At 64.0% G+C, this 20,202-nt stretch carries 17 protein-coding genes and 2 pseudogenes; 8 read left to right on the forward strand and 11 right to left on the reverse strand.

Annotated elements, in window-relative coordinates; genetic code table 11:
- Nucleotides 1-57: 57 nt before the first annotated feature.
- The 3 genes from AC0NID_RS05590 to AC0NID_RS05600 all read right to left on the reverse strand — a co-directional run bounded on the left by AC0NID_RS05590 (nt 58) and on the right by AC0NID_RS05600 (nt 3,711).
- Nucleotides 58-1,806 (reverse strand): GtrA family protein, encoded by a 1,749-nt coding sequence (locus AC0NID_RS05590; RefSeq protein ID WP_473451655.1) that lies wholly within the window; start codon nt 1,804-1,806, stop codon nt 58-60.
- A 265-nt stretch (nt 1,807-2,071) separates the two neighbouring features.
- Nucleotides 2,072-2,470 (reverse strand): GtrA family protein, encoded by a 399-nt coding sequence (locus AC0NID_RS05595; RefSeq protein ID WP_473451657.1) that lies wholly within the window; start codon nt 2,468-2,470, stop codon nt 2,072-2,074.
- Nucleotides 2,467-3,711 (reverse strand): glycosyltransferase family 2 protein, encoded by a 1,245-nt coding sequence (locus tag AC0NID_RS05600; RefSeq protein WP_473451659.1) that lies wholly within the window; start codon nt 3,709-3,711, stop codon nt 2,467-2,469. The genes AC0NID_RS05595 and AC0NID_RS05600 overlap by 4 nt, the downstream gene beginning before the upstream one ends.
- Before the next feature lie 233 nt (nt 3,712-3,944).
- Between AC0NID_RS05600 and gshB the strand changes: the two genes are divergently transcribed.
- Entirely contained in the window at nt 3,945-4,886 is a 942-nt protein-coding gene (gene gshB / locus AC0NID_RS05605) for a glutathione synthase (protein WP_473451661.1), read from the forward strand.
- Nucleotides 4,887-5,039: 153 nt separating this feature from the next.
- On the opposite strand, the gene AC0NID_RS05610 is transcribed toward gshB, so the two are convergent.
- Nucleotides 5,040-5,477 (reverse strand): MerR family transcriptional regulator, encoded by a 438-nt coding sequence (locus tag AC0NID_RS05610; RefSeq protein WP_473451663.1) that lies wholly within the window; start codon nt 5,475-5,477, stop codon nt 5,040-5,042.
- Between the two features lie 65 nt (nt 5,478-5,542).
- On the opposite strand from AC0NID_RS05610, the gene AC0NID_RS05615 reads away from it, so the two are divergent.
- The 4 genes and pseudogenes from AC0NID_RS05615 (at nt 5,543) to AC0NID_RS05630 (ending at nt 8,115) form a co-directional block, all read left to right on the forward strand.
- Nucleotides 5,543-6,277 carry a cation efflux transmembrane domain-containing protein gene (locus AC0NID_RS05615; protein ID WP_473451665.1) on the forward strand — a complete coding sequence of 245 codons (735 nt, stop codon included), beginning with the start codon at nt 5,543-5,545 and terminating at the stop codon, nt 6,275-6,277.
- Between the two features lie 401 nt (nt 6,278-6,678).
- Complete coding sequence (locus AC0NID_RS05620; RefSeq protein WP_473451667.1) at nt 6,679-6,798, forward strand: magnesium chelatase domain-containing protein; 120 nt, start codon at nt 6,679-6,681, stop codon at nt 6,796-6,798.
- Between the two features lie 81 nt (nt 6,799-6,879).
- Nucleotides 6,880-7,488 (forward strand): ATP-binding protein, encoded by a 609-nt coding sequence (locus AC0NID_RS05625; protein ID WP_473451669.1) that lies wholly within the window; start codon nt 6,880-6,882, stop codon nt 7,486-7,488.
- Nucleotides 7,489-7,556: 68 nt separating this feature from the next.
- A pseudogene (locus AC0NID_RS05630) lies at nt 7,557-8,115 on the forward strand (ATP-binding protein).
- A 327-nt stretch (nt 8,116-8,442) separates the two neighbouring features.
- Here AC0NID_RS05630 and AC0NID_RS05635 read toward each other — a convergent pair.
- The 7 genes and pseudogenes from AC0NID_RS05635 to lepA form a co-directional block, all read right to left on the reverse strand.
- Nucleotides 8,443-10,617 (reverse strand): malate synthase G, encoded by a 2,175-nt coding sequence (locus AC0NID_RS05635; protein WP_473451671.1) that lies wholly within the window; start codon nt 10,615-10,617, stop codon nt 8,443-8,445.
- Between the two features lie 147 nt (nt 10,618-10,764).
- Complete coding sequence (locus tag AC0NID_RS05640; RefSeq protein WP_473451673.1) at nt 10,765-12,792, reverse strand: hydantoinase/oxoprolinase N-terminal domain-containing protein; 2,028 nt, start codon at nt 12,790-12,792, stop codon at nt 10,765-10,767.
- A gap of 173 nt (nt 12,793-12,965) precedes the next feature.
- Nucleotides 12,966-13,290 (reverse strand): annotated as a pseudogene (locus AC0NID_RS05645) (endonuclease domain-containing protein).
- A 133-nt stretch (nt 13,291-13,423) separates the two neighbouring features.
- The gene (locus tag AC0NID_RS05650) at nt 13,424-14,050 is read right to left on the reverse strand and encodes a CDGSH iron-sulfur domain-containing protein (RefSeq protein WP_473451675.1); all 627 of its coding nucleotides are present in this window, start codon (nt 14,048-14,050) and stop codon (nt 13,424-13,426) included.
- Nucleotides 14,051-14,204: 154 nt separating this feature from the next.
- The gene (locus AC0NID_RS05655) at nt 14,205-14,675 is read right to left on the reverse strand and encodes a hypothetical protein (RefSeq protein ID WP_473451677.1); all 471 of its coding nucleotides are present in this window, start codon (nt 14,673-14,675) and stop codon (nt 14,205-14,207) included.
- 307 nt (nt 14,676-14,982) lie between these two features.
- Nucleotides 14,983-15,252 (reverse strand): hypothetical protein, encoded by a 270-nt coding sequence (locus AC0NID_RS05660; RefSeq protein ID WP_473451679.1) that lies wholly within the window; start codon nt 15,250-15,252, stop codon nt 14,983-14,985.
- Between the two features lie 281 nt (nt 15,253-15,533).
- Nucleotides 15,534-17,339, reverse strand: coding sequence for a translation elongation factor 4 (gene lepA, locus AC0NID_RS05665; RefSeq protein ID WP_473451681.1), 1,806 nt, complete (start codon nt 17,337-17,339; stop codon nt 15,534-15,536).
- 302 nt (nt 17,340-17,641) lie between these two features.
- Between lepA and AC0NID_RS05670 the strand changes: the two genes are divergently transcribed.
- The 3 genes from AC0NID_RS05670 to AC0NID_RS05680 all read left to right on the forward strand — a co-directional run bounded on the left by AC0NID_RS05670 (nt 17,642) and on the right by AC0NID_RS05680 (nt 20,150).
- Complete coding sequence (locus tag AC0NID_RS05670) at nt 17,642-18,691, forward strand: TadE/TadG family type IV pilus assembly protein (protein ID WP_473451683.1); 1,050 nt, start codon at nt 17,642-17,644, stop codon at nt 18,689-18,691.
- Between the two features lie 378 nt (nt 18,692-19,069).
- Nucleotides 19,070-19,780 (forward strand): DUF1223 domain-containing protein, encoded by a 711-nt coding sequence (locus AC0NID_RS05675; protein ID WP_473451685.1) that lies wholly within the window; start codon nt 19,070-19,072, stop codon nt 19,778-19,780.
- A gap of 85 nt (nt 19,781-19,865) precedes the next feature.
- Complete coding sequence (locus AC0NID_RS05680) at nt 19,866-20,150, forward strand: pentapeptide MXKDX repeat protein (RefSeq protein ID WP_473451687.1); 285 nt, start codon at nt 19,866-19,868, stop codon at nt 20,148-20,150.
- Nucleotides 20,151-20,202 lie beyond the last annotated feature (52 nt).

Here is a 20,202-nt window from a genome sequence, read left to right on the forward strand (position 1 = left end):
GCAAACCGTTTAGGAAACGTATCCCAAATCGATTTCTTTCACAGGTGAAGAGTTGCTTCAGTGGTCGAGCCGGACGCGGTACAATTCGAGGGAACCGCCGCCGATTTGCGTGACCGGTTCGAGCCAGTCCGGCACGCTGCCGCGCATCAGCCCGGCAAGAAAACCCTCCGGCGCCTTGGCGGCGAGAAGCTTGCTTTCCACACTGCCCCGACAAAGGGCGACGAGGCCGACGTGATGCGTTTCCACGATCGTCCTGGCATCGACGCCCGACCCCAGGAAGGCGTCGAGCGCAAGCAGATCTCCGGCGATGTTGCGATGATAGGGCCCGGCGAAGACGCGATGGCCGGAATAGGCGAGGATCGGCGATCCGAGATTGGAAATTGCCAGCACCGTGGTGTCCGGCAAATGGCCAAGCGCTGCAACGGAGGCCTGGCCCTGGCAGCCCATGTCGGCACCACCGTCATGGACCACCGTGTTGTCGGCTCCGAACGCCCCCGAGGTCGCCGCCGCTGCGCCCGTCCAGACGGCATTCACCGAGACGAGCCAGACAGCGGCCATGCGCAGCGCCACGCTGCGCGAAGGGCTGGCCTCGGCCCGCTGACGCCAGCTGGCGATCCAGGCGGAAAGCGGGATGACCGCCAACGCCACCGAGAATGTCGAGCCGCGCACCTGCCAGGCACTGACGACGAACGCCACGACAAGCAGCGCACAGACTAGGCTGTCCTGCCGCCGCCAGCGGCCACGGCCAAGGCGAAGCGCCATCAGGACGAGCGCGACCGCCGGCGTGGCATAGCGCCCCACCACGCTGGCCGGATCGTGGACGACAAGCTCGAACAGCGACTGGGCTTCGTCGATATGATCGAGCCACAGCTCCTTGAGGCGCGGATCGAGGTCCGCGTAGGGAGCCGCCAGGCATTGCGGGAACAGCACCACGACGACTGTGCCCAACGCGAGCGCAAGGACGCCAAGCGACACCAGCCGGCGCGTGCGCCCGGCGACCTCGATCGAGGCTATCGCGGCAAGGCCGGTTCCGGCCAGTACCGCGACGACGAACTGCATGGTCGAGAAGGCGTCGCATCGTGCCTGGCCCCAGGCGGAGACGGGAACAGTGGCGACGAAGACGAGGGCGGAAACGCCGGCAAAACCAAGGCCGAAATCCCTGGCAATCCGTCTTTCGCCCTTTGCGTCGAAGGCGAACAGGATCGCGACGCAGGCACCGATGGTGGCGACATAAGGGGCGGTTTCCATGCCGACAGCCAGCATCAGCGCGGCGCACACGCCGGAGAACAGCGCCGCCGGCCCGCGCGTAGGGGCTTCAAGCAGCAGGCTGAGGCTGGCCATGGTCAGCATGAGCTGGACATTGTGATGATCGAGCGCGCCTGGCGAGAAGATGCCGATGAAATGCAGCGCCGCGGCGCCGACGACAGCAGCGGGCAGCACGGCGCTCTCGCCGGCGAAACTGCGCGCCGCGCGAGTGATGAAAAACACCGCCAGGCAGAAGAGCAGCGCCGGCCACAGCACTCGGGCGACGTTCTCGGCTAGACCCATGTCGCCGGTCAGGGCCGACGCGGCAAGGATGATGGCGGCGATCGGCGCGTCGACCAGCCGCGACCAATGCATGACGAAGCCGCCTTCGAGCCCCATTCTGTACTGGTGCAGATCGAACCAACCTTGGCCTGCCAGCAAGTCGCGCACTTCGACCAGACGCAGCAGACTGTCGTTGTCGCCGTGGGCGTTGGTCAGTTCCGGAAACCCGACCGAGGCATTGATGGCGAGCCCCACCAGCGTGGCAAGCAGCGCCAGCATGAGGTCCGTTCGCCAGGAAATACGAGCAGTCCCTTTGGAAGGCATTACAGCATCGGGCATGAGATGGCTTTCAGCCTGTGTTCAACGGCGTAGGCTAGCGCCGGTCAGTTCAACAAAGCGTAAAACCGGACGCAAAACGTGCCAAAGCGCGTCGCGTCTGAAAGGATTCGTGCAACACGCTTTAAGCCCTTGTTCTTTATGCATGTCGTTTTCCCGAAATCACCGCGCCCTCGGGTCAAGTCCGCGGACTTTCGGGCGACATGCATTAGCCACGCGCCGGAAACACCCATAGGGAGGACAGGACGAAGCTTACAGCGCTAGCTGCGATCGTCATCAAGGCGGACATGGAAAGAGGCGACATGCCGAAACGTGTTACCGCCACATGCGACACAAGGCCCGAAAACCCCGCGCATCCAACCTGCAGCGCAAAATAACGCGGCATGGCGCGGGCATGGTCGTGCTTTCCACCAAATGTCCAGCCGCGCTGCGCCGAATACGCAACAAGGACCGTGATCGCATAGGCGATGACACTGCCGATGAAGGGCGAAAGGCCGAGTGAAACCAGGAGCCACGAAAGAACGAACAGCAGCAGGGCGGCGCCGAGGCCGACCGTCAGGAAGCGGAACATGCGCGTCTGGACGAAAACTGGCAGCGCTTGGCTCATGCGTCTTCGCGCGACGACGGATTGTCGGAGTGGCCGGCGGAGCCAGCTTTCAGCCGCGTAACCGGTATTTCGAGGACCCCGAGCAGAAATGCCGAGAAGAATGCCTGGAACGAAATGACTATCAGGCTCAATCCCAACACGACGATGCGGGGGATTTCGGAATCGTCCAGGGGGCCGAAACCAAGATGTGCCCAGCGCAGAACGGCATAGCCGAAGAACAGGACGCCGCCGGCAAAGCAGATGCCGGCGTTGGCGGCGAGACGGTCGGTGCTCATGGTTCTGGTCAGCCATTCGGAACGCCGACTGCGCGGCAGGATGCCGGTTATCTCGGCATAGTAGCGCGAAATGGCGCCGAAAGTGATGAGCTGGACGCCGGTCACCACCATGAAGCAGGCGGCGACGAAGGTGTTCAGGTCGAGCGACAGATTGTCGATCACTCTAAGCGGCCCGAACACAAGCAGCGCCGCAAACAGCGTGCCGAGACCACACAGAACCGTGCCAGGAATGAAGAACATCCAGCGTGGATTGTATACCAGCAGAAACTTCAGGTGCCGCCAGCCGTCGCGCCAGGTTCTGAGATGCGGCGGCCGGCTGCGGCCGTCAGGCTTGAGCGTGGTCGGCACTTCCTCGATGCGCAGGCCGGCAAGAGCGCCGCGCACCACCATCTCGCTCGCGAATTCCATGCCAGTCGTCTGCAGGTCGAGCTTCCTGATGCTCTCGGTGTTGAACCCACGCAGGCCACAGTGGAAATCACCTGTCCTGATGCGGAAGAACAGGCGGCCGACAAAACTGAGCACCGGATTGCCGAGATAGCGATGCAGCGGCGGCATGGCGCCGGTCTCGATGCCACCCTGGAAACGGTTGCCCATGACCAGATCGGCGCCGTCACGCAGGCGCGAGACGAACGCTTCCAGCGCGCCAAAATCATAGCTGTCGTCGGCATCGCCCATGATGATGAAGCGGCCTCTGGCGGCGGCGATACCGCCCAGGAGCGCGGCGCCATAACCCTTTCGCGCCACCTGCACGACGCGGGCGCCCCTTGCCGCTGCGATCTGCTGCGAGCCGTCGGTGCTGCCGTTGTCGGCGATCAGCACCTCGCCTGAGATTTGCGTCTTGTCGAGAAAGGCCTTGGCCTTGCCGATGCAGACGGCAAGCGTCTCGGCCTCATTGAGGCATGGCATGAGGATGGTGAGCTCGAGCGGTTTGGTCGAGGCGGCGCGGATGGTGGTGACGGCGTTCATCGTTGTTCCATCGGAGCTCCCGGTATGGCGTCTGTCCGGCCGGAGAGCATTTGGCGCCTATCCTTGCCCGACAAGGCTTAAGAAAACGATGACGCACAGCCTCGTTTTGTCTCCAACCGACCAACCGGCGCCTGACCTGCAGCCGGCAATCCTCAAAATGTCGCGATTGGCAGATGACCGGGGAGCCTGTACAGGCAAGCACAGCTGCCCATCCGATCCGCCGGAGATCCACCATGCCTCTGAAAATCGCCGTCCAGATGGACCACATCTCCACCGTCTCGATTGCCGGCGACACGTCGTTTGCGCTGTCGCTGGAAGCGCAACGTCGTGGGCATCGGCTCTTCCACTACACGCCCGACCGGCTGTCGCTGCGCGACGGCAAGGTGTTTGCCCGCATCGAGGAAATGCAAATCCGCGACGAGAAGGGCAATCACTACTCGCTGGGCGAACAAGTGCGCACCGACCTGTCGGAGATGGATGTCATCCTGCTCAGGCAGGATCCGCCGTTCGACATGAACTACATCACCACCACGCATATCCTCGAGCGCATCCATCCCAGGACACTGGTGGTCAACGACCCGGCCTGGGTGCGCAACAGCCCGGAAAAGATCTTCGTCACCGAGTTTTCCGACCTGATGCCGGAAACGCTGATCACCAAGGACAGCCAAGAGGTCACGGCCTTCCGCAAGGAGTTCGGCGACATCATCGTCAAGCCGCTCTACGGCAATGGCGGCGCCGGCATTTTCCATCTGCACGAGGCCGACCGCAACCTCGCCGCGCTGCTCGAAATGTTCGGCCAGATGTTCCGCGAGCCCTACATCGTGCAGCGCTACCTGAAGGAGGTGCGCAAGGGCGACAAGCGTATCATCCTGATCGACGGCGAGCCGGTCGGTGCCATCAATCGGGTGCCGGCCGAGCATGATTCCCGCTCCAACATGCATGTCGGCGGCCGCGCCGAAAAAACCGAACTGACGAAACGCGAGCGCGAGATCTGCGCCCGCATCGGCCCGTCGCTGAAAGAGCGCGGTTTTATCCTCGTCGGCATCGACGTGATCGGCGACTACATGACCGAGATCAACGTGACGTCGCCGACCGGCGTGCGCGAGGTGCAGCGTTTTGGGGGCGCCAATATTGCGAGCCTGTTCTGGGACGCGGTCGAGAACAAACGCAAGTAGCGCTCATTGCTTCCGAAGGCGGCCGCGTTCCGTGAGCGGAAGCAAACTTCTGTTGGTCACTGCTCGCCCTTCGGGGTGCCGCCTGCGGACCCAAACGTCAGGCATCGGCAGTTTTTTGCATCGTGCCGGCGATGTCAATCTCGTGCGGATTTTCTATCGCCGTGACCAGAGTTCGACCGGTCTACTGTGACCGTGACCACCATCGGCCAAGGTTTCGATCACCCGACATTCACACACGCGTCCGCGCCCACATTCATCTACCGTGCGCTGCAATTCCGCCCGTAGCGTAGTGAGGTGCGCAATGCGGCGATCGATCTCGGCAATGTGCCGCCGCGCCATTTCGTCAACCTCCACGCAGGACTGGTCCGGCTTCGCGTTCATTGCCAGCAACTCGCGTATGGCGCCTATCTCGAAGCCTAGCTCGCGGGCGTGCCGGATGAAGTTGAGCCGAGCGGCACGGCTTGCATCGTAGCGCCGTTGTTGGCCTTCCGAGCGCGGCGGTGATGGCAGCAGCCCTATCTGTTCGTAGTAGCGAATGGTGGGCACCTTGACCCTGGTGCGCCGTGCCAGTTCGCCAATCGAAAAATCCATCTCAAAGCCCCTTGAACCTCTAGTCACTATAGGGACTACCGTGCCTTTCGAAAAGGAGACACCGCATGGGCGACGACTGCTGCAATCGCGAAACGGACATCTGTTGCGCCCCGCCGCCACTGGTGTTTCCGGCAAAGAAGGACCCGGCTGCGCAGGTCGTAGACCCTTGCTGTTCAGGCGGCGTGCCGGTCTTCGACGGCATGGACCCGCGTTACAAGCGTGTGCTCTGGTCCGTCATCGGCATCAACGGGGCGATGTTTTTGACCGAGATGGTCGCGGGTCAGATCGCCGGATCGCAGGCTCTGCAAGCCGACGCGCTGGATTTCTTGGGCGATACCGTCACTTACGGTCTTAGCCTTGCGGTCATTGGAGCGTCATTGCGAACAAGGGCAAGCGCTGCCTTGTTCAAGGGTCTCTCGCTGAGCCTGTTGGGCCTCTGGGTTTCCGGCTCCACCGTTTATCAGACGCTTGTGCTTGGCGTGCCGAGCGCCGAAGTGATGGGGGTCATCGGCTTCCTGGCCCTTGCCGCCAACCTCACATCTGTCGGCCTGCTGATGCCGTACAAGGACGGAGATGCGAACGTGCGATCGGTTTGGCTATGCTCCCGTAACGACGCCATCGGCAACGCGGCGGTGATGCTTGCTGCGCTAGGGGTTTGGGGAACCGCAACGGCGTGGCCCGATTTGATTGTTGCTGCGATCATGGCGGGAACCTTTTTGACCTCATCGGTGCAAATCCTGCGGCAAGCCTGGAGCGAATACCAGCAGGGACAGACACCTCATTCCGCTGCAGCAGAGTAAGCGAAAGAGGCAGTCGCGCTGCGCATGACCGCGCTCTTATCTCCGGTTTTAACGCCGAAGCCGCCCGTGCGCATGCAATGTGGGATTTCGTCGGAAAGCGCCACAGCGATAGGCTGCCTGCGTTCATGGGCTAGCGATCTGCGGCGCCGCTTCCTTGCAGCCGCGCCGTTCAGATGTTCTCGTAATTTTCTTGCCCTAGGGATCAATCTGTGGTTGTCTGCGGTGACGTCGTTCGCGGCAAGATCGCAAGGGCTTGGGCGAGCCCATATCCAGGGGCTAAAAGATGGTTGCGCGGGTCCGTACGGTCGCTTTCCAGGGCATCGAGGCCGTGCCGGTCGACGTGCAGGTGATGATCGCGCCGGGCAAGGTCAACATGCATTCGTCGGCTGGCAGACAAGGCGGTGGCCGAAAGCCGCGAGCGGGTTCAGGCGGCGCTGCATGCGTCGGGCCTGTCGATGCCGTCGAAGAAGGTCACCGTCAATCTGGCGCCGGCCGACCTGCCCAAGGAAGGCAGCCACTAAACCTGCCGATCGCGCTCGGCCTGATGACGGCATTGGCGCTATTTCGGGCGACCTGCTGGCCGGCTAGTCGAACTTGGCGAGTTGTCGCTCGACGGCACCATCGCCGCGGTGGCCGGCGCGCTGCCGGCGGCGATCGGCGCCAATGCCGATGGAAAAGGCCTGATCTTGCCTTTCGCCTGCGGACCGGAAGCGGCTTGGGCCGGCAAGGATTTCGACATATCGGCGCCGCGCAGCCTGATTGCCAACGCCAATCATTTTCGCGGCTCGCAGGTCCTGTCGCGACCGGAAGCGGGCATCCATGCCTCAGCGCGCGACCTGCCTGATCTCGCCGACATCAAGGGCCCGGAGACCGCCAAGCGGGCGCTCGAAGTGGCGGCGGCTGGCGGCCATAATCTGCTGATGATCGGACCGCCAGGATCGGGAAAGTCGATGCTGGCGCAGCGGCTGCCGTCGATCCTGCCGCCGCTGGCGCCGAAGGAATTGCTCGAAGTCTCGATGATCGCGTCGGTGGCCGGCGAACTGGGCGAAGGAAAACTCACCGACCGGCGGCCATTCCGCGCCCCGCACCATTCGGCTTCGATGGCGGCGATGGTCGGCGGCGGTCTGCGCGTGCGACCGGGCGAGGCCTCGCTTGCCCATCACGGCGTGCTGTTCCTCGACGAATTCCCCGAATTTTCCGGAATTATGTAGCAGTCAGGTGAGACTGCTACATAATTCCGGAATTCTCGCCGCAGGCGCTCGATGCGCTACGCCAGCCGCTGGAGACCGGCGACTGCATGATCGCCCGCGCCAATCACCGCGTCACCTATCCGGCGCGCATCCAGCTGGTCGCGGCGATGAACCCGAGCCGCTGCGGCATGGCCGGCGAGCCTGGCTATCGCTGCCTGCGCGGCGAGCGTTGCCGCACCGACTATCAGGCGCGGATATCCGGCCCGCTGCTCGATCGAATCGATCTCAGGATCGAGGTGCCGGCGGTCTCGGCCAGCGATCTGATCCGGCCGAACCGGGCGGAGAAGAGTGCAGATGTGGCGCTGCGCGTGGCGCGCGCACGGACGATCCAGCGCGAACGTTTCGAGCGGCTCGGCGCCACCTCCGCCACCACGAACGCGCATTGCTCGCCCTCCCTCATCGAGGAGATCGCGATTCCGGATGCATCAGACCTGTCGCTGCTCAAGGATGCCGTACCACCGGGTGCTGAAGGTGGCGCGTACGCTGGCCGACCTCGAAGCCAGCGAGACGGTCGGGCGCATCCATCTGGCCGAGGCAAATCTCCTACCGGATGAACTCGGAGCGGATGGCGCAGGCGGCGTGATGTAAGGGAGAGGCGCGAAGCGACCCGGAAGATGACATGGATCACTCGACGGACCGGATAGGCAACATGCCAGTAGATAGGCCAAGTCGACCCCCAGCCGTGGCTCTCGCCGTGGGTGCACTTGTCGCCGGTGCTGTCAGCCTTCTCGTCTTATTGCTTATTTGTGTAACCGGCTATGACGCCTGGCGGGTCCGTTCTGCGTGCGTTGGAACGGGCATTTTCTTTGGAGGTAGGGCTACCCACCGCCTGCTGAAGGAGAGGGCGTAGGCGCACTGCACGCAGGGCCCCACCCGGCCCTTCGGGCCACCCTCCCCTCAAGGGGGAGGGGAACGTCAGCCCGCCTGCTCTTTCGCCTTCAGCTCCAGCCGCCGCGCGTGCAGCACCGGCTCGGTGTAGCCGTTGGGCTGGACCCGGCCCTTGAAGACCAGGTCGCAGGCGGCGAGGAAGGCGATGGACTTGTCGAAGTCGGGCGCCATCGGCCGGTAGAGCGGATCGCCTGCGTTCTGGCGGTCGACGATCGCCGCCATGCGCTTCATCGTCTCCATCACCTGGTCTGAGGTGCAGACGCCATGATGCAGCCAGTTGGCGATGTGCTGCGAGGAAATGCGCAGCGTGGCGCGGTCCTCCATCAGGCCGACGTCATTGATGTCAGGCACTTTCGAACAGCCGACGCCCTGGTCGATCCAGCGCACGACATAACCCAGAATGCCTTGCGCGTTGTTGTCGAGCTCCTTCTGGACATCCGCCTGGGACCAGTTCGGCCGCACCGCGACGGGCACCGACAGGATGTCGTCGAGCCTTGCCTTGGGCCGGCTCTTCAGCGCCGCCTGGACGGCGTGCACATCGACCTTGTGATAATGCGTGGCGTGCAGCGTCGCCGCCGTCGGCGACGGGACCCAGGCGGTGTTGGCGCCGGCCTTGGGATGGGCGATCTTCTCGTTGAGCATCGCCGCCATCAAGTCTGGCATCGCCCACATGCCCTTGCCGATCTGGGCGTGACCGGCCAGCCCGCATTCCAGCCCGGTGTCGACGTTCCAGGCCTCATAGGCGGCAATCCAGGCAGCCTGCTTCATATCGCCCTTGCGGATCATCGGGCCGGCTTCCATCGAGGTGTGGATCTCGTCGCCGGTGCGGTCGAGGAAGCCGGTGTTGATGAAGACGACGCGGTCCCTGGCGGCGCGGATCGCTTCCTTGAGGTTGACGGTGGTGCGACGCTCCTCGTCCATGATGCCCATCTTGATTGTATTCGCCGGCATCCCCAGCAGCGCTTCGACACGATCGAATATCTCGACGGCGAAGGCCACCTCCTCCGGCCCATGCATCTTGGGTTTTACGACATACATGGAGCCCGCGCGGGAGTTTTGCCTGCGTCCGTTCGGCCCGACATCGTGCAGCGCGATCAGCGCCGTCATCGCGGCATCCATCATGCCTTCCGGCACCTCGTTGCCGTCGCGGTCAAGGATCGCCGGATTGGTCATGAGGTGACCGACATTCCTGATCAGCATCAGCGAGCGGCCGGGCAGCGTCAGCGTGCCGCCATCGGGCGCGGTGTAGGCGCGGTCTGGATTGAGCTTGCGGGTAAAAGTCTTGCCGCCCTTGGTGATCTCCTCGGCAAGGTCTCCCTTCATCAGGCCGAGCCAGTTGCGGTAGACCACGACCTTGTCCTGCGCATCGACCGCCGCGACCGAATCCTCGCAGTCCTGGATGGTGGTCAGCGCCGATTCCAGGATGACATCGGCGATGCCGGCGGGATCGGTCTTGCCGATCTGGTTGCTGCGGTCGATTGATATTTCGATGTGCAGGCCGTTCCTGGTGAGCAGGACGGCTTCGGGATTGGCGGCATCGCCGCGATAGCCGGCAAACTGTCTGGGGTCGGCAAGCGTGGTCGCGCCGGCGCCCTCGCCCAGCCGCAACATGTCGTTGGCAACCGAAAGCCCGTTCACCCCGGCCCATTTGCCCGAGGTGAGCGGGACCGACTCGTCGAGAAAAGCCTTCGCCCAGGCGATCACCCTGGCACCGCGCGCGGGATTGAACCTCCCGCCCTTCTCGGCGCCGTCGGTCTCGGGAATGGCGTCGGTGCCGTAGAGCGCGTCGTAGAGCGAGCCCCAGCGCGCATTGGCGGCGTTCAGCGCATAGCGCGCATTCATCACCGGCACCACCAGCTGTGGTCCGGCCACCACCGAGATCTCCGGGTCGACATTTTCGGTCGCGACCGAGAAGGCGGGCCCTTCCGGCACGAGATAGCCGATCTCCTTCAGGAAGGACTTGTAAGCCTGCATGTCGACTGGCGCGCCGTTGTCGCGGTACCAGCGGTCAAGCTTGTCCTGCATGGCGTCGCGCTTTTCCAGCAGTGCCAGGTTCTTCGGCGCAAGATCGCTGACGATGACCGAGAAGCCGGTCCAGAACGCATCGGCCGCAATGCCCGTGTCCGGCAACGCCTCGTTCACAATGAAATCATGAAGCTCGCGGGCAATCCGCAATCCTGCGATTTCGACGCGATCGGTCATCAGGGCTTCTCCAAGATGAAAGGCTTTGGCCGGGCCTTTGGCATGTCAGGGTGGCAGGGTCAATTCGGCTTAGGGTTTAGGTAGGGCAAATCGCTGTTGGAACGAGCTGCCGATCTTCCCCCTCGACAAGGGGGAGATTAGCTAAACCTAAACCGCAATCCTTGGCCTTCCCGAGGCCACCGCCACGACATGCGCTTCGATGAACATGCGCTGGCCTTCTACGGTGGAGACGCGGAATTCGCTGGCGACTTCGATTTCGGCGCTGTCGGTGCCGGCATCCCTCGCCCGCCCGGCTGCGATTGCCCGCACGTCGGTTTCCGCCGCCTCGATCGCCGCCGCCTCGCTCAGGAAATCGCGCACATTCTCGCCCGAGGCGACGCGAAACAGTCCTTCCTTGGGTTGGCTGACCCGCGCCTCCGCCGAGACCCTGACCTGACCGACGACGGCGCCGAGCGCGTTGGCGACATCGGTATCCTCCGGCACCACGCAGCCATTGCCGACCAGCGGCGGCAGCCCGGCATAGTGCAGCGGCGCCGAGGCGCCGAGGCCGATGACCGGGCGGTCGAGCGCGACGCTGAGGCGCGCGATGCCGGGATGCGCGTCGACGGCGCGCTGAACCAGCGCATGGGCGACAGTCGCCGCGCCATCGAGCCCGTCTTCGGCAAAGGCGGTTTCCAGGATGACTTCCGCCGACAGGCGGGTCAGCGTCAGCAGCACCCGCTCGGAGATCGCCTCCGGCGAGGCGGCAATCGCCTGCCCGCGCCCGTCGCGCCTGCGGGCGAACAGTTCGGCGCCGAGACGGGCCGAAGCGGCATCCCAATTCGCCTGATTGCCCAGCACATGAGCAGCGTCCGACGGCGTGAAGCCAGCGACATGCACCAGCCCGCGCGACACCAGCCGGTTCAAGGTGGCGTTCTGGGAGTTCGAGGTCAAAAGCCGGTCGAGGGCGAGCGGCACAGCACCAATCAACTCGTAGAGCTTGGCCTCGGCGCCGGTCAGCCCGGCGGCGAGCCGCTCCGGCACGCCGGTGCGGACGGCGAAGCGGCCGTCCATGCGGCCGGTATTTGGCGCGCGCAGTTGGCGCTCCAGTTCGATAGTTACGGCCTCGCCATGCACCATGCCGGCCAGCGCCAGCGGCACCAGGCGGCGCGGCCCGAGCAGGATTTTCGGGTTGAGCGCGCCATCCTCCAGCGCCACTTCGGAATCGCCGCCAAGCCCGAAAGTGCGCATGGCGACGGCCTCGACCATGGTGCGGAAGCCGCCGACGGTAGCGCCTTCCGGATCGAGCCTGGGACGGCCCCCGTCGAGCACCGCGACGTCGGTGGTGGTGCCGCCGATATCGGAGACAACCGCATTGTCGAGTCCGGTCATATGGCGGGCCCCGACGAGGCTGGCGGCCGGGCCTGAAAGAATCGTCTCGATCGGCCGCTGGAGGGCAAAGGCCGCCGAGACCAGGGCGCCGTCGCCGCGCACCACCATCAGCGGTGCGACGATGCCGCGCGCGGCAAGAAAGCCTTCGGTCGCCGCCACCAGCCGGTCGATCATCGAGATCAGCCGGGCGTTGAGCAGCGTCGTCAGCGCCCGGCGCGGGCCGCCGAGCTTGGCCGACAATTCATGGCTGGCGGTGACCGGCAGGCCGGTCCTTTCACGGATCAGATCGCGGGCCGCGAGCTCATGCGCCGGGTTGCGGGTGGCGAAATAGGCGCAGATGGCAAAGCCGGACACCGAGGTGCCGAGTTCCGGCAACGCCGCCTCCAGCCCTGACAGGTCGAGCGCGGCGGCATTGCCGTGGACATCATGGCCGCCGGGGCAGAACACGACAGGGTCTGTGCCGAGCGCGGCCTTCAGACCGTCGCGGGCGAGATCGCCTTCGGAAAAGCCGATCATCACCAGCGCCACGCGGCCGCCCTGGCCCTCGACCAGCGCGTTGGTGGCAAGCGTCGTCGACATCGACACCAGTTTTATCGCTGCAGGATCGGTGCCGACTTTTTGCAGCACCGCATCGACCGCGCCCGAAATGCCGACCGCCAGATCGTGGCGGGTGGTGAGCGCCTTGGCCTTGGCCAGGACTTTGCCCTGGGCACCACCAGCCTCCGACCACAGCACGGCGTCGGTGTAGGTGCCGCCGGTGTCGATGCCGAGGAACAGGGGGGAGGGTTTGGGCTTGGCGGTCATACTTGGCAGCGGTCCGGAGAGTCTGTTCCCCGCCCTTAGCCGATACGGAACGGCGGATAAAGCCACGAGCGCTGGGCCAAGGGCGCTGATCGCGGTGACGGCCAGTCTCCCCCCTCGTGGGGGAGATGTCCGGCAGGACAGAGGGGGCGCTGTCCCGCCGGCCTTGCCGTGGTTCAGGACGCGCTTCCAAGCCCCGCCGCAATCACAATATGCTGGCAGACATTGTCGATGTCGCGGATGATGTCGTCGTTCCAGAAGCGCAGGACGGTTCCAGCCATCCTGCTCCAGCCGCAATGTCCTGGCCGCGTCGCCCACAACAGCATCGCCTCGCGCATGCTGGGAGCCGTCGACCTCGACAACCAGCTTCTTCTCCGGACAAGCGAAGTCGACGATATAGCCGGCAATCGGAAATTGTCGGCGAAAGCCAAGCCCCATCAACCGGTGCGCGCGAAGCTCGTTCCAGAGCTTCAGCTCGGCTGGTGTCATGACCTTGCGCATCGATCTGGCGTGTGGGCGATGTTTTGGAGGCACCGGTGGAGGCATTGTGCTGCTGAAATCAGCGCTCTACGGCGCCCCCCTCTGTCCTGCCGGACATCTCCCCCACGAGGGGGGAGATTGGCAGCTTGACCGCCTACCCCACAAACCCCACGCGCTTGTGGCTGCCATCGCAGAACGGCTTGTTGGCTGAGTGGCCGCAGCGGCAGAGGAAGGTGCGTTGCGTCCGGTCGACCGTATGCCCGGTGCCGGTGACGATCTCGACATTGCCCTCGAGCTTGAGCGGACCATTGGTCGTCGGACTTACCTGCAACGGCCCGTCCCTCGTCTCCAGCGCCGACGTGTCCTTCAGCGGCGGCTCGCCGGTGGCGGCAAAGGCTGACTTGCTGTGACTGCCGTCGCAGAACGGCTTGTTCTCCGAAGTGCCGCAACGGCAGAGCGTGGCGCGGAAAAACGTCTCGCCGTCCAGCACGATTTCAGCATGCAGCGCCAGCGGGCCGTTTTCGCGGATGCGCACTGTGTTGACCACCGGCGGCTGTTCCTGCGGCCCGCCATCCTTCCTGATGTAGGTGATGGCGCCCGACGGGCAGCTTTCGGCGATCGCCACGATCTTCTCGACGCTGGCCGCCTCAGGGTGGATCCACTGGCCCTTCGCGTTGGGCACGAAGACATGCGGATCGCCAAGCACGCAATTGCGGGAATGGATGCAGCGCCGGCCGGAAAAGCCGACGTCGATGTTTTCGCCTTCGACCATGCCTGCCATGCTGTGCTCCTTGCTCAAGCCTTACGCTATGGCGATGGCCCGGACGGCGTCAAGCCGGCGTCCGCGATACCCTTCTCCCCTTGTTTGTGGGAAAAGGCAGGGGCCGCTCAGCCATCGACCGCCACATGCGGCGCGAGCCGCCGGATCGTCGCGATCATGTCGGCGCCAGTCGCGTCGAGCGAGGAGATTTCCATGCGGACGGTGTTCTTGCCAAAGGGCAGCAAGAGGCCGAGCGCGTTGGCCGCGCATATCTGATGGCATCGGGAGGCGGCTCGGTCAGCTCGAAGTTGATCATTGCCGAGTCCTCGTCGGAGACGAGGCTCACGCTGCGCACCTTCTCCCAGGGCACCAGCACGCCGCCGCCGCGCCTGTCGCGAAAGCCCACGGTGTCGAGCACCACCTGGACGCCGGTGTCGAACGCATCGCGCGCCAGGAACAGACCAAGCGCCAGGCAACCAAGCGCCAGCACGGCCACCAGGAACAGCCGTTGGCCCGGAGCACCTGATGCAAGCCCCTTCAGCGCGAAGAAGCCGAAGATCGCCGCGAGCAGGAACGGCCCGAGCGCGGAAAAGATTTTTCCCGTGGGGCTTGCGGATTTCGACGCGCGAAGACATGGGCCACTCATCGGCCTGATTTCAGGATGGTCCGGATCCAGCCGATGAAGGTGAGGACCAGAAACGGATATCCGGCAGCGGGCAAAGGCGACGAGGTCGGCAGCAGAGGGGGGCGCCCCAGGGGATCAGGCCTGCCGTCACGACAACAGCACGGCGGCCACGACAGCAGTCAGGCGCATCCACAGGGCGAAGTTTTCGGCGCGCTGACCATGACAAGCGCAGCCGCCCAGAGCGAGATGCCGCCGACATAGGAGGGAACGCTGGCCTGAAGGCCCGCGGCATTGCCAGCCAGGAGCAGGCTCTCGCCGGCGAGGAAGGTCAGAATCCGGCCGCCACGCAGTCGTTGCCCAGCCGCTGATACTTCATCGTCAGCAGGGCGGTTGCCACCACGAGCGCCACGCCGTCGATCGTCCAGAGTGTTTCGCGAAGCGGGACCTGTTGATGTTCAGCCGTGGCGGCGCGTCGTCTGGCCCGGGGCGAAGAGCCCCTTGGAGAAGTTTTGCCTCGACACCAATCGATGCCGACGATCTTCGTGTCGACGAAGTCCTGAGGCGCTTTCGTAAATTTGTTATTTCGTTTCGCTCTCATAGCAAGGGAAGCTTAGCTCGATATAAAAATAAACTTGAACATTCCCAAAGCACAGGCCGAGCTGTTTTGGATCGGCTCATCGAAGAGGGCATAATATCCCTAAAGGATTCGATGTACTATCTCGATCCAAATGAACTAGGGGCTAAGACAAGAGCTTCCTACGCGGATTGTGCGTCGTGGAAGTTTAATGCCGCTACAGTATCATTTGCGAATAGAGTGCTGAGCGGCCTATAGAAGACGAAAAGCTCGACCCATCTTGCGTAGAATAATAGGGGCGCCCCTCAATCCCCCATCTTAAGCGCCTGGATAAACGCCTCCTGCGGGATATCCACCTTGCCGAACTGCCTCATCCGCTTCTTGCCTTCTTTCTGCTTGTCGAGCAGCTTGCGCTTGCGCGAGACGTCGCCGCCATAGCATTTGGCGGTGACGTCCTTGCGCAGCGCCGAGATCGTCTCGCGGGCGATGACCTTGCCGCCTATTGCCGCCTGGATCGGGATCTTGAACAGATGGTGCGGGATCAGCTCCTTCAGCTTTTCGCACATCTGGCGGCCGCGCTTTTCCGCCGCCGTGCGGTGGACCAGCATCGACAGCGCGTCGACCGGCTCCTCGTTGACCAGAATCGACATTTTCACCAGGTCGCCCTCGCGATAATCGGTCAGATGATAGTCGAACGAGGCGTAGCCCTTGGAGATCGATTTTAGGCGATCATAAAAATCGAAGACGACCTCGTTGAGCGGCAGGTCGTAGGTCAGCATGGCGCGTTTGCCGACATAGGACAGATCGGCCTGAATGCCGCGCCGGTCCTGGCAGAGCTTTAGAATACCGCCGAGATAGTCGTCGGGGGTGAGGATGGTGGCGCGGATCCACGGCTCCTCGATCGCCTGGATTTTGACCACGTCGGGCATGTCGGCCGGGTTGTGCAATTCCTTGACCGTGCCGTCGGTCAGAGCCAGGCGGTAGACGACGCTCGGCGCGGTGGCGATGAGGTCGAGGTTGAACTCGCGCTCCAGCCGCTCCTGGATGATTTCGAGATGCAGCAGGCCAAGGAAGCCGCAGCGATAGCCGAAGCCGAGCGCGGCACTGGTTTCCATTTCGTATGAGAAAGAAGCGTCGTTGAGGCGAAGCTTGCCGACCGCGGTGCGCAGATCCTCGAAATCGGCGGCGTCGACTGGAAACAGGCCGCAAAACACCACCGGCTGCGCCGGCTTGAAGCCGGGCAGGGCCTGCGCGGTGGCGCGCTTGTCCTCGGTGATGGTGTCGCCGACGCGGGTGTCGGCCACTTCCTTAATCGAGCCGGTGAAGAAGCCGAACTCGCCGGGGCCGAGCTCGTCGACATTGATGCGGGCTGGCGTGAAGACGCCGGTGCGCTCGACCAGATATTTGGCGCCGGTGCCCATCATGCGGATGGTCTGGCCCTTCTTCAGCACGCCGTCGATGATGCGGACCAGCACGATGACGCCGAGATAGGCGTCGTACCAGCTGTCGACCAGCATCGCCTTCAGCGGTGCCGTGATGTCGCCCTCGCGCGGCGGCGGCAGGTCGTTGACGATGGCCTCCAGCACGTCGGGAATGCCGAGCCCGGTCTTGGCCGAGATCAGCACGGCGTTGGATGCGTCAATGCCGATCACCTCCTCGACCTGCTCGCGGATGCGCTCGGGCTCGGCAGCGGGCAGGTCGACCTTGTTCAGCACCACGACGATCTCGTGGTTGTTGTCGATGGCCTGGTAGACATTGGCCAGCGTCTGCGCCTCGACGCCTTGGCTCGCGTCGACGACCAGCAACGAGCCCTCGCAGGCGGCCAGCGAACGCGACACCTCATAGGCGAAGTCGACATGGCCGGGCGTGTCGATCAGGTTGAGGATGTAGTCCTCGCCATTTTTGGCGCGGTATTTCAGCCTGACGGTCTGCGCCTTGATGGTGATGCCGCGCTCGCGCTCGATATCCATCGAGTCCAGCACTTGCTCCTTCATGTCGCGCAGCTCCAGCCCGCCGGTCAGCTGGATCAGCCGATCGGCAAGCGTGGATTTGCCATGGTCGATATGGGCGACGATGGAGAAATTGCGGATGTTCTTGATCGGCGTGGTCATGCCGCGCGCTTTAGCAGGGGCCGCTTGCCCGGGCAAGCGGCGGGCGGCGGTCGGGCAAATCGCTTCGGGTTCCGCTGCGCCTCAACGCGCTGCCTTCCTACACTGGCAATTAGCGAAAGCCGTAGCGACATCCAATCTCCCCCGCAAGGGGGGAGATCGGCAGCTTCGCCGGCGGCTCTAGCCTGAAGCGGTTGCCCTGCCTGCTGGGCGCGCAAAGCCATTAAACTTTAATCCAACAGATTAGAGCATAATTGGCGCCCTGCGTGATAGGCCGCCCCTGTCACCGTTTGGGGGTTTCAAGAATGTCACTGTCTGGAGGCCATTTCCTCAGTTCCGAGGGCGGCTCGCTTGCGCCGATACTCGCCATCATGCTTATCCCGATGTGTGCCGCCCTGGGCATTTCGGTCGACTATAACGCGGCTGTCGAGACCAGGGCATCGATGCAGAATGCGCTCGATGCCGCGACCCTGTCGATCACGACCCTGCCAACCAGCACGTCGTTGGCGGACCGTCAGGTGAAGCTGCAGGAGTCGTTCGCGGCCAACAGCGGGCAAGGCACCGCCAAACTCGACGGCTTCGTCGTCGCCGCCGACGGCACCGCCAGCATCGATGCCTCGGCCAGCTTTGCCATGCCGACGAACTTCATGCAGATCGCCCGCGTCGACACGGTGCAGATCGGCGTGAAGTCGGCGGCGCGCAAGAGGCCGGCGCTGGTGCAGACCACGTTCAAGATCGACAAGGTGTCGGGCCATTGGGACAAGACGATGACGCTCTACGGAACAAAGTTCGGCGAGACGGCGGTCAACCCGTTGATGAAGATCACCTATGCGTACAACGGCTTCGGTGACCCGAAAGGCTACGGCACGTCGACAGTGTATACGGTCAATGGATCGACGAACACGAAGGTCCAGGAACAAAAATGCACAACCAGGACGGTGAAGAATTTTAACAGCCTGCCCACTGGCGCGATCACCCAAACGAGCGGTAACAAGAAATACCTGACCACCTGCACGAACACCATGTACCCCGCGAACGGCACCGGCGCGGTGGTCGACGTCAGCCTGATGGATGCGCTGTATCTGCAGATGGATGTGCCATCGGCTCAGCTGACCAAGCTCAAGTCGAATGACACGAACACATCGAACCGGCTGTACATCGACGGCGTTGAAATCGCGAATGGCGAAAAGGTGGACATCTTCACCGCGGTGCCGTGCGGCCAACCCAGCCAGCAGGCCTGGGAAGACGGCGGCAATCCCGTGCCGGCTCCAGTGTCCAACGCCGACTTCTTCTACACCGTGACCGGCAAGTGCGACTTCAATCAGCGGCCTTCGCAAACGGTGCTTACACAGTAGGAGGCAGGTGCCTGAGCTGCCAATCTCCCCCTGGTGGGGAGATAGCCGGCAGGCCAGAGGGGGGCGCTGTCCTGCCGGCTTTGCCAGGATCCATGATCTCCGCACCCGGAGGCCCTGATTATCTGAGCATCATTCCAGCGTGGTACGACGAAGCTCGTGGAACCGGGGCTCTGTTGGCGCTCTGCGGCGCCCCCCTCTGTCCTGCCGGACATCCCACATGGGGGGAGATCGGCTGTCGTGACGGCCTTCGCCAATCTCCAACGTCGCAAAGATAGCCAGCCTTCCGATCACGAAGCGGTGATGGCTGTAACGAACCCGTGGCGGCGGCGAATTGTGGACATGGCCGGCAACCGGCCCCCGCCGCAACGGAGACCCTAGATGACCGGATCGAAAGCAAAACCCGGCAAGGCGTGGCTGGCCGGCGCCGGCGCTGCCCTGATCACTCTCGCCGCGACCGGTGCTGCCTTGGCCCAGCCGCTCACCGTGGTCGAGCTGTTCACCAGCCAGGGCTGCTCGTCGTGCCCGCCGGCCAACGCCAACCTGATCAAGGTCAAGGACCGGCCTGATGTACTAGCGCTCTCCTTCAACGTCACCTACTGGGATTATCTCGGCTGGAAGGACACTTTCGGCAGGGAGGAATTCACCCAGCGCCAGGTCCGCTACGAGCCGTCGCTCGGCCGTTCGGGTCCGTTCACGCCGCAAGTGGTGGTCAATGGCAACGCCGACGCGGTCGGCGCCCAACCCGGTGAGATCGAGCAGCTGATTTCGCGCAGCAGCCGCGCGAAAGGGCCGTCGCTGTCGATCGATGGCGGCAAGATCGCCATCGGCGCCGGCGCGGTGCCGGGCGGCAAGGCCGATATCTGGCTGGTGGGCTACCGGCAGGGCGTCATCGACGTGCCGGTGGCGCGCGGCGAAAACACCGGCCGCACGCTGCCGCACGCCAATGTCGTGCATTCCCTCTCCAGGCTCGGCGCCTGGACCGGCGACGCCATCGCGCTGCCGCTGCCGACCGGCGCGAGCGGGCTCAGCACCGCGGTGCTGGTGCAGATGCCGGATGGCGGGCCGATCCTGGCCGCCGCCACCAACTAGACTCTCGAGATTTGCGCAACGCCGCATGAGCGGCGCCGCACATGCCGGCCGCACCAGCGCGCCATCAACCCCAGAGGAGACCACCATGACGAACCGCCTGACGCTGCCGGCGCTTGCCTTCGCGCTTTGTTCAACGGCGCTTTTTGCCGGCGGCATCGCCCGCGCCGAGGATGCGATGAAGCCTGCGGACCCGATGGCCACGGATGCAATGAAGCCCGCCGATGCGATGGCCACAGACGCGATGAAGCCGGCCGACCCGATGGCCACTGAAAAGATGAAAGAATGCATGGACAAGGCAGCCATGGAGACCGACGCGATGAAGAAGGACGAGGCAACGAAAGCCTGCGACGCGATGGGCATGGCCAAGTAGGTCTGGCCCAGGCCCCGGCAATCCCTGGGGCCGTTCCCGGTCCAGGCCGGGG

It is taken from the genome of Mesorhizobium sp. WSM4821 (assembly GCF_055901555.1).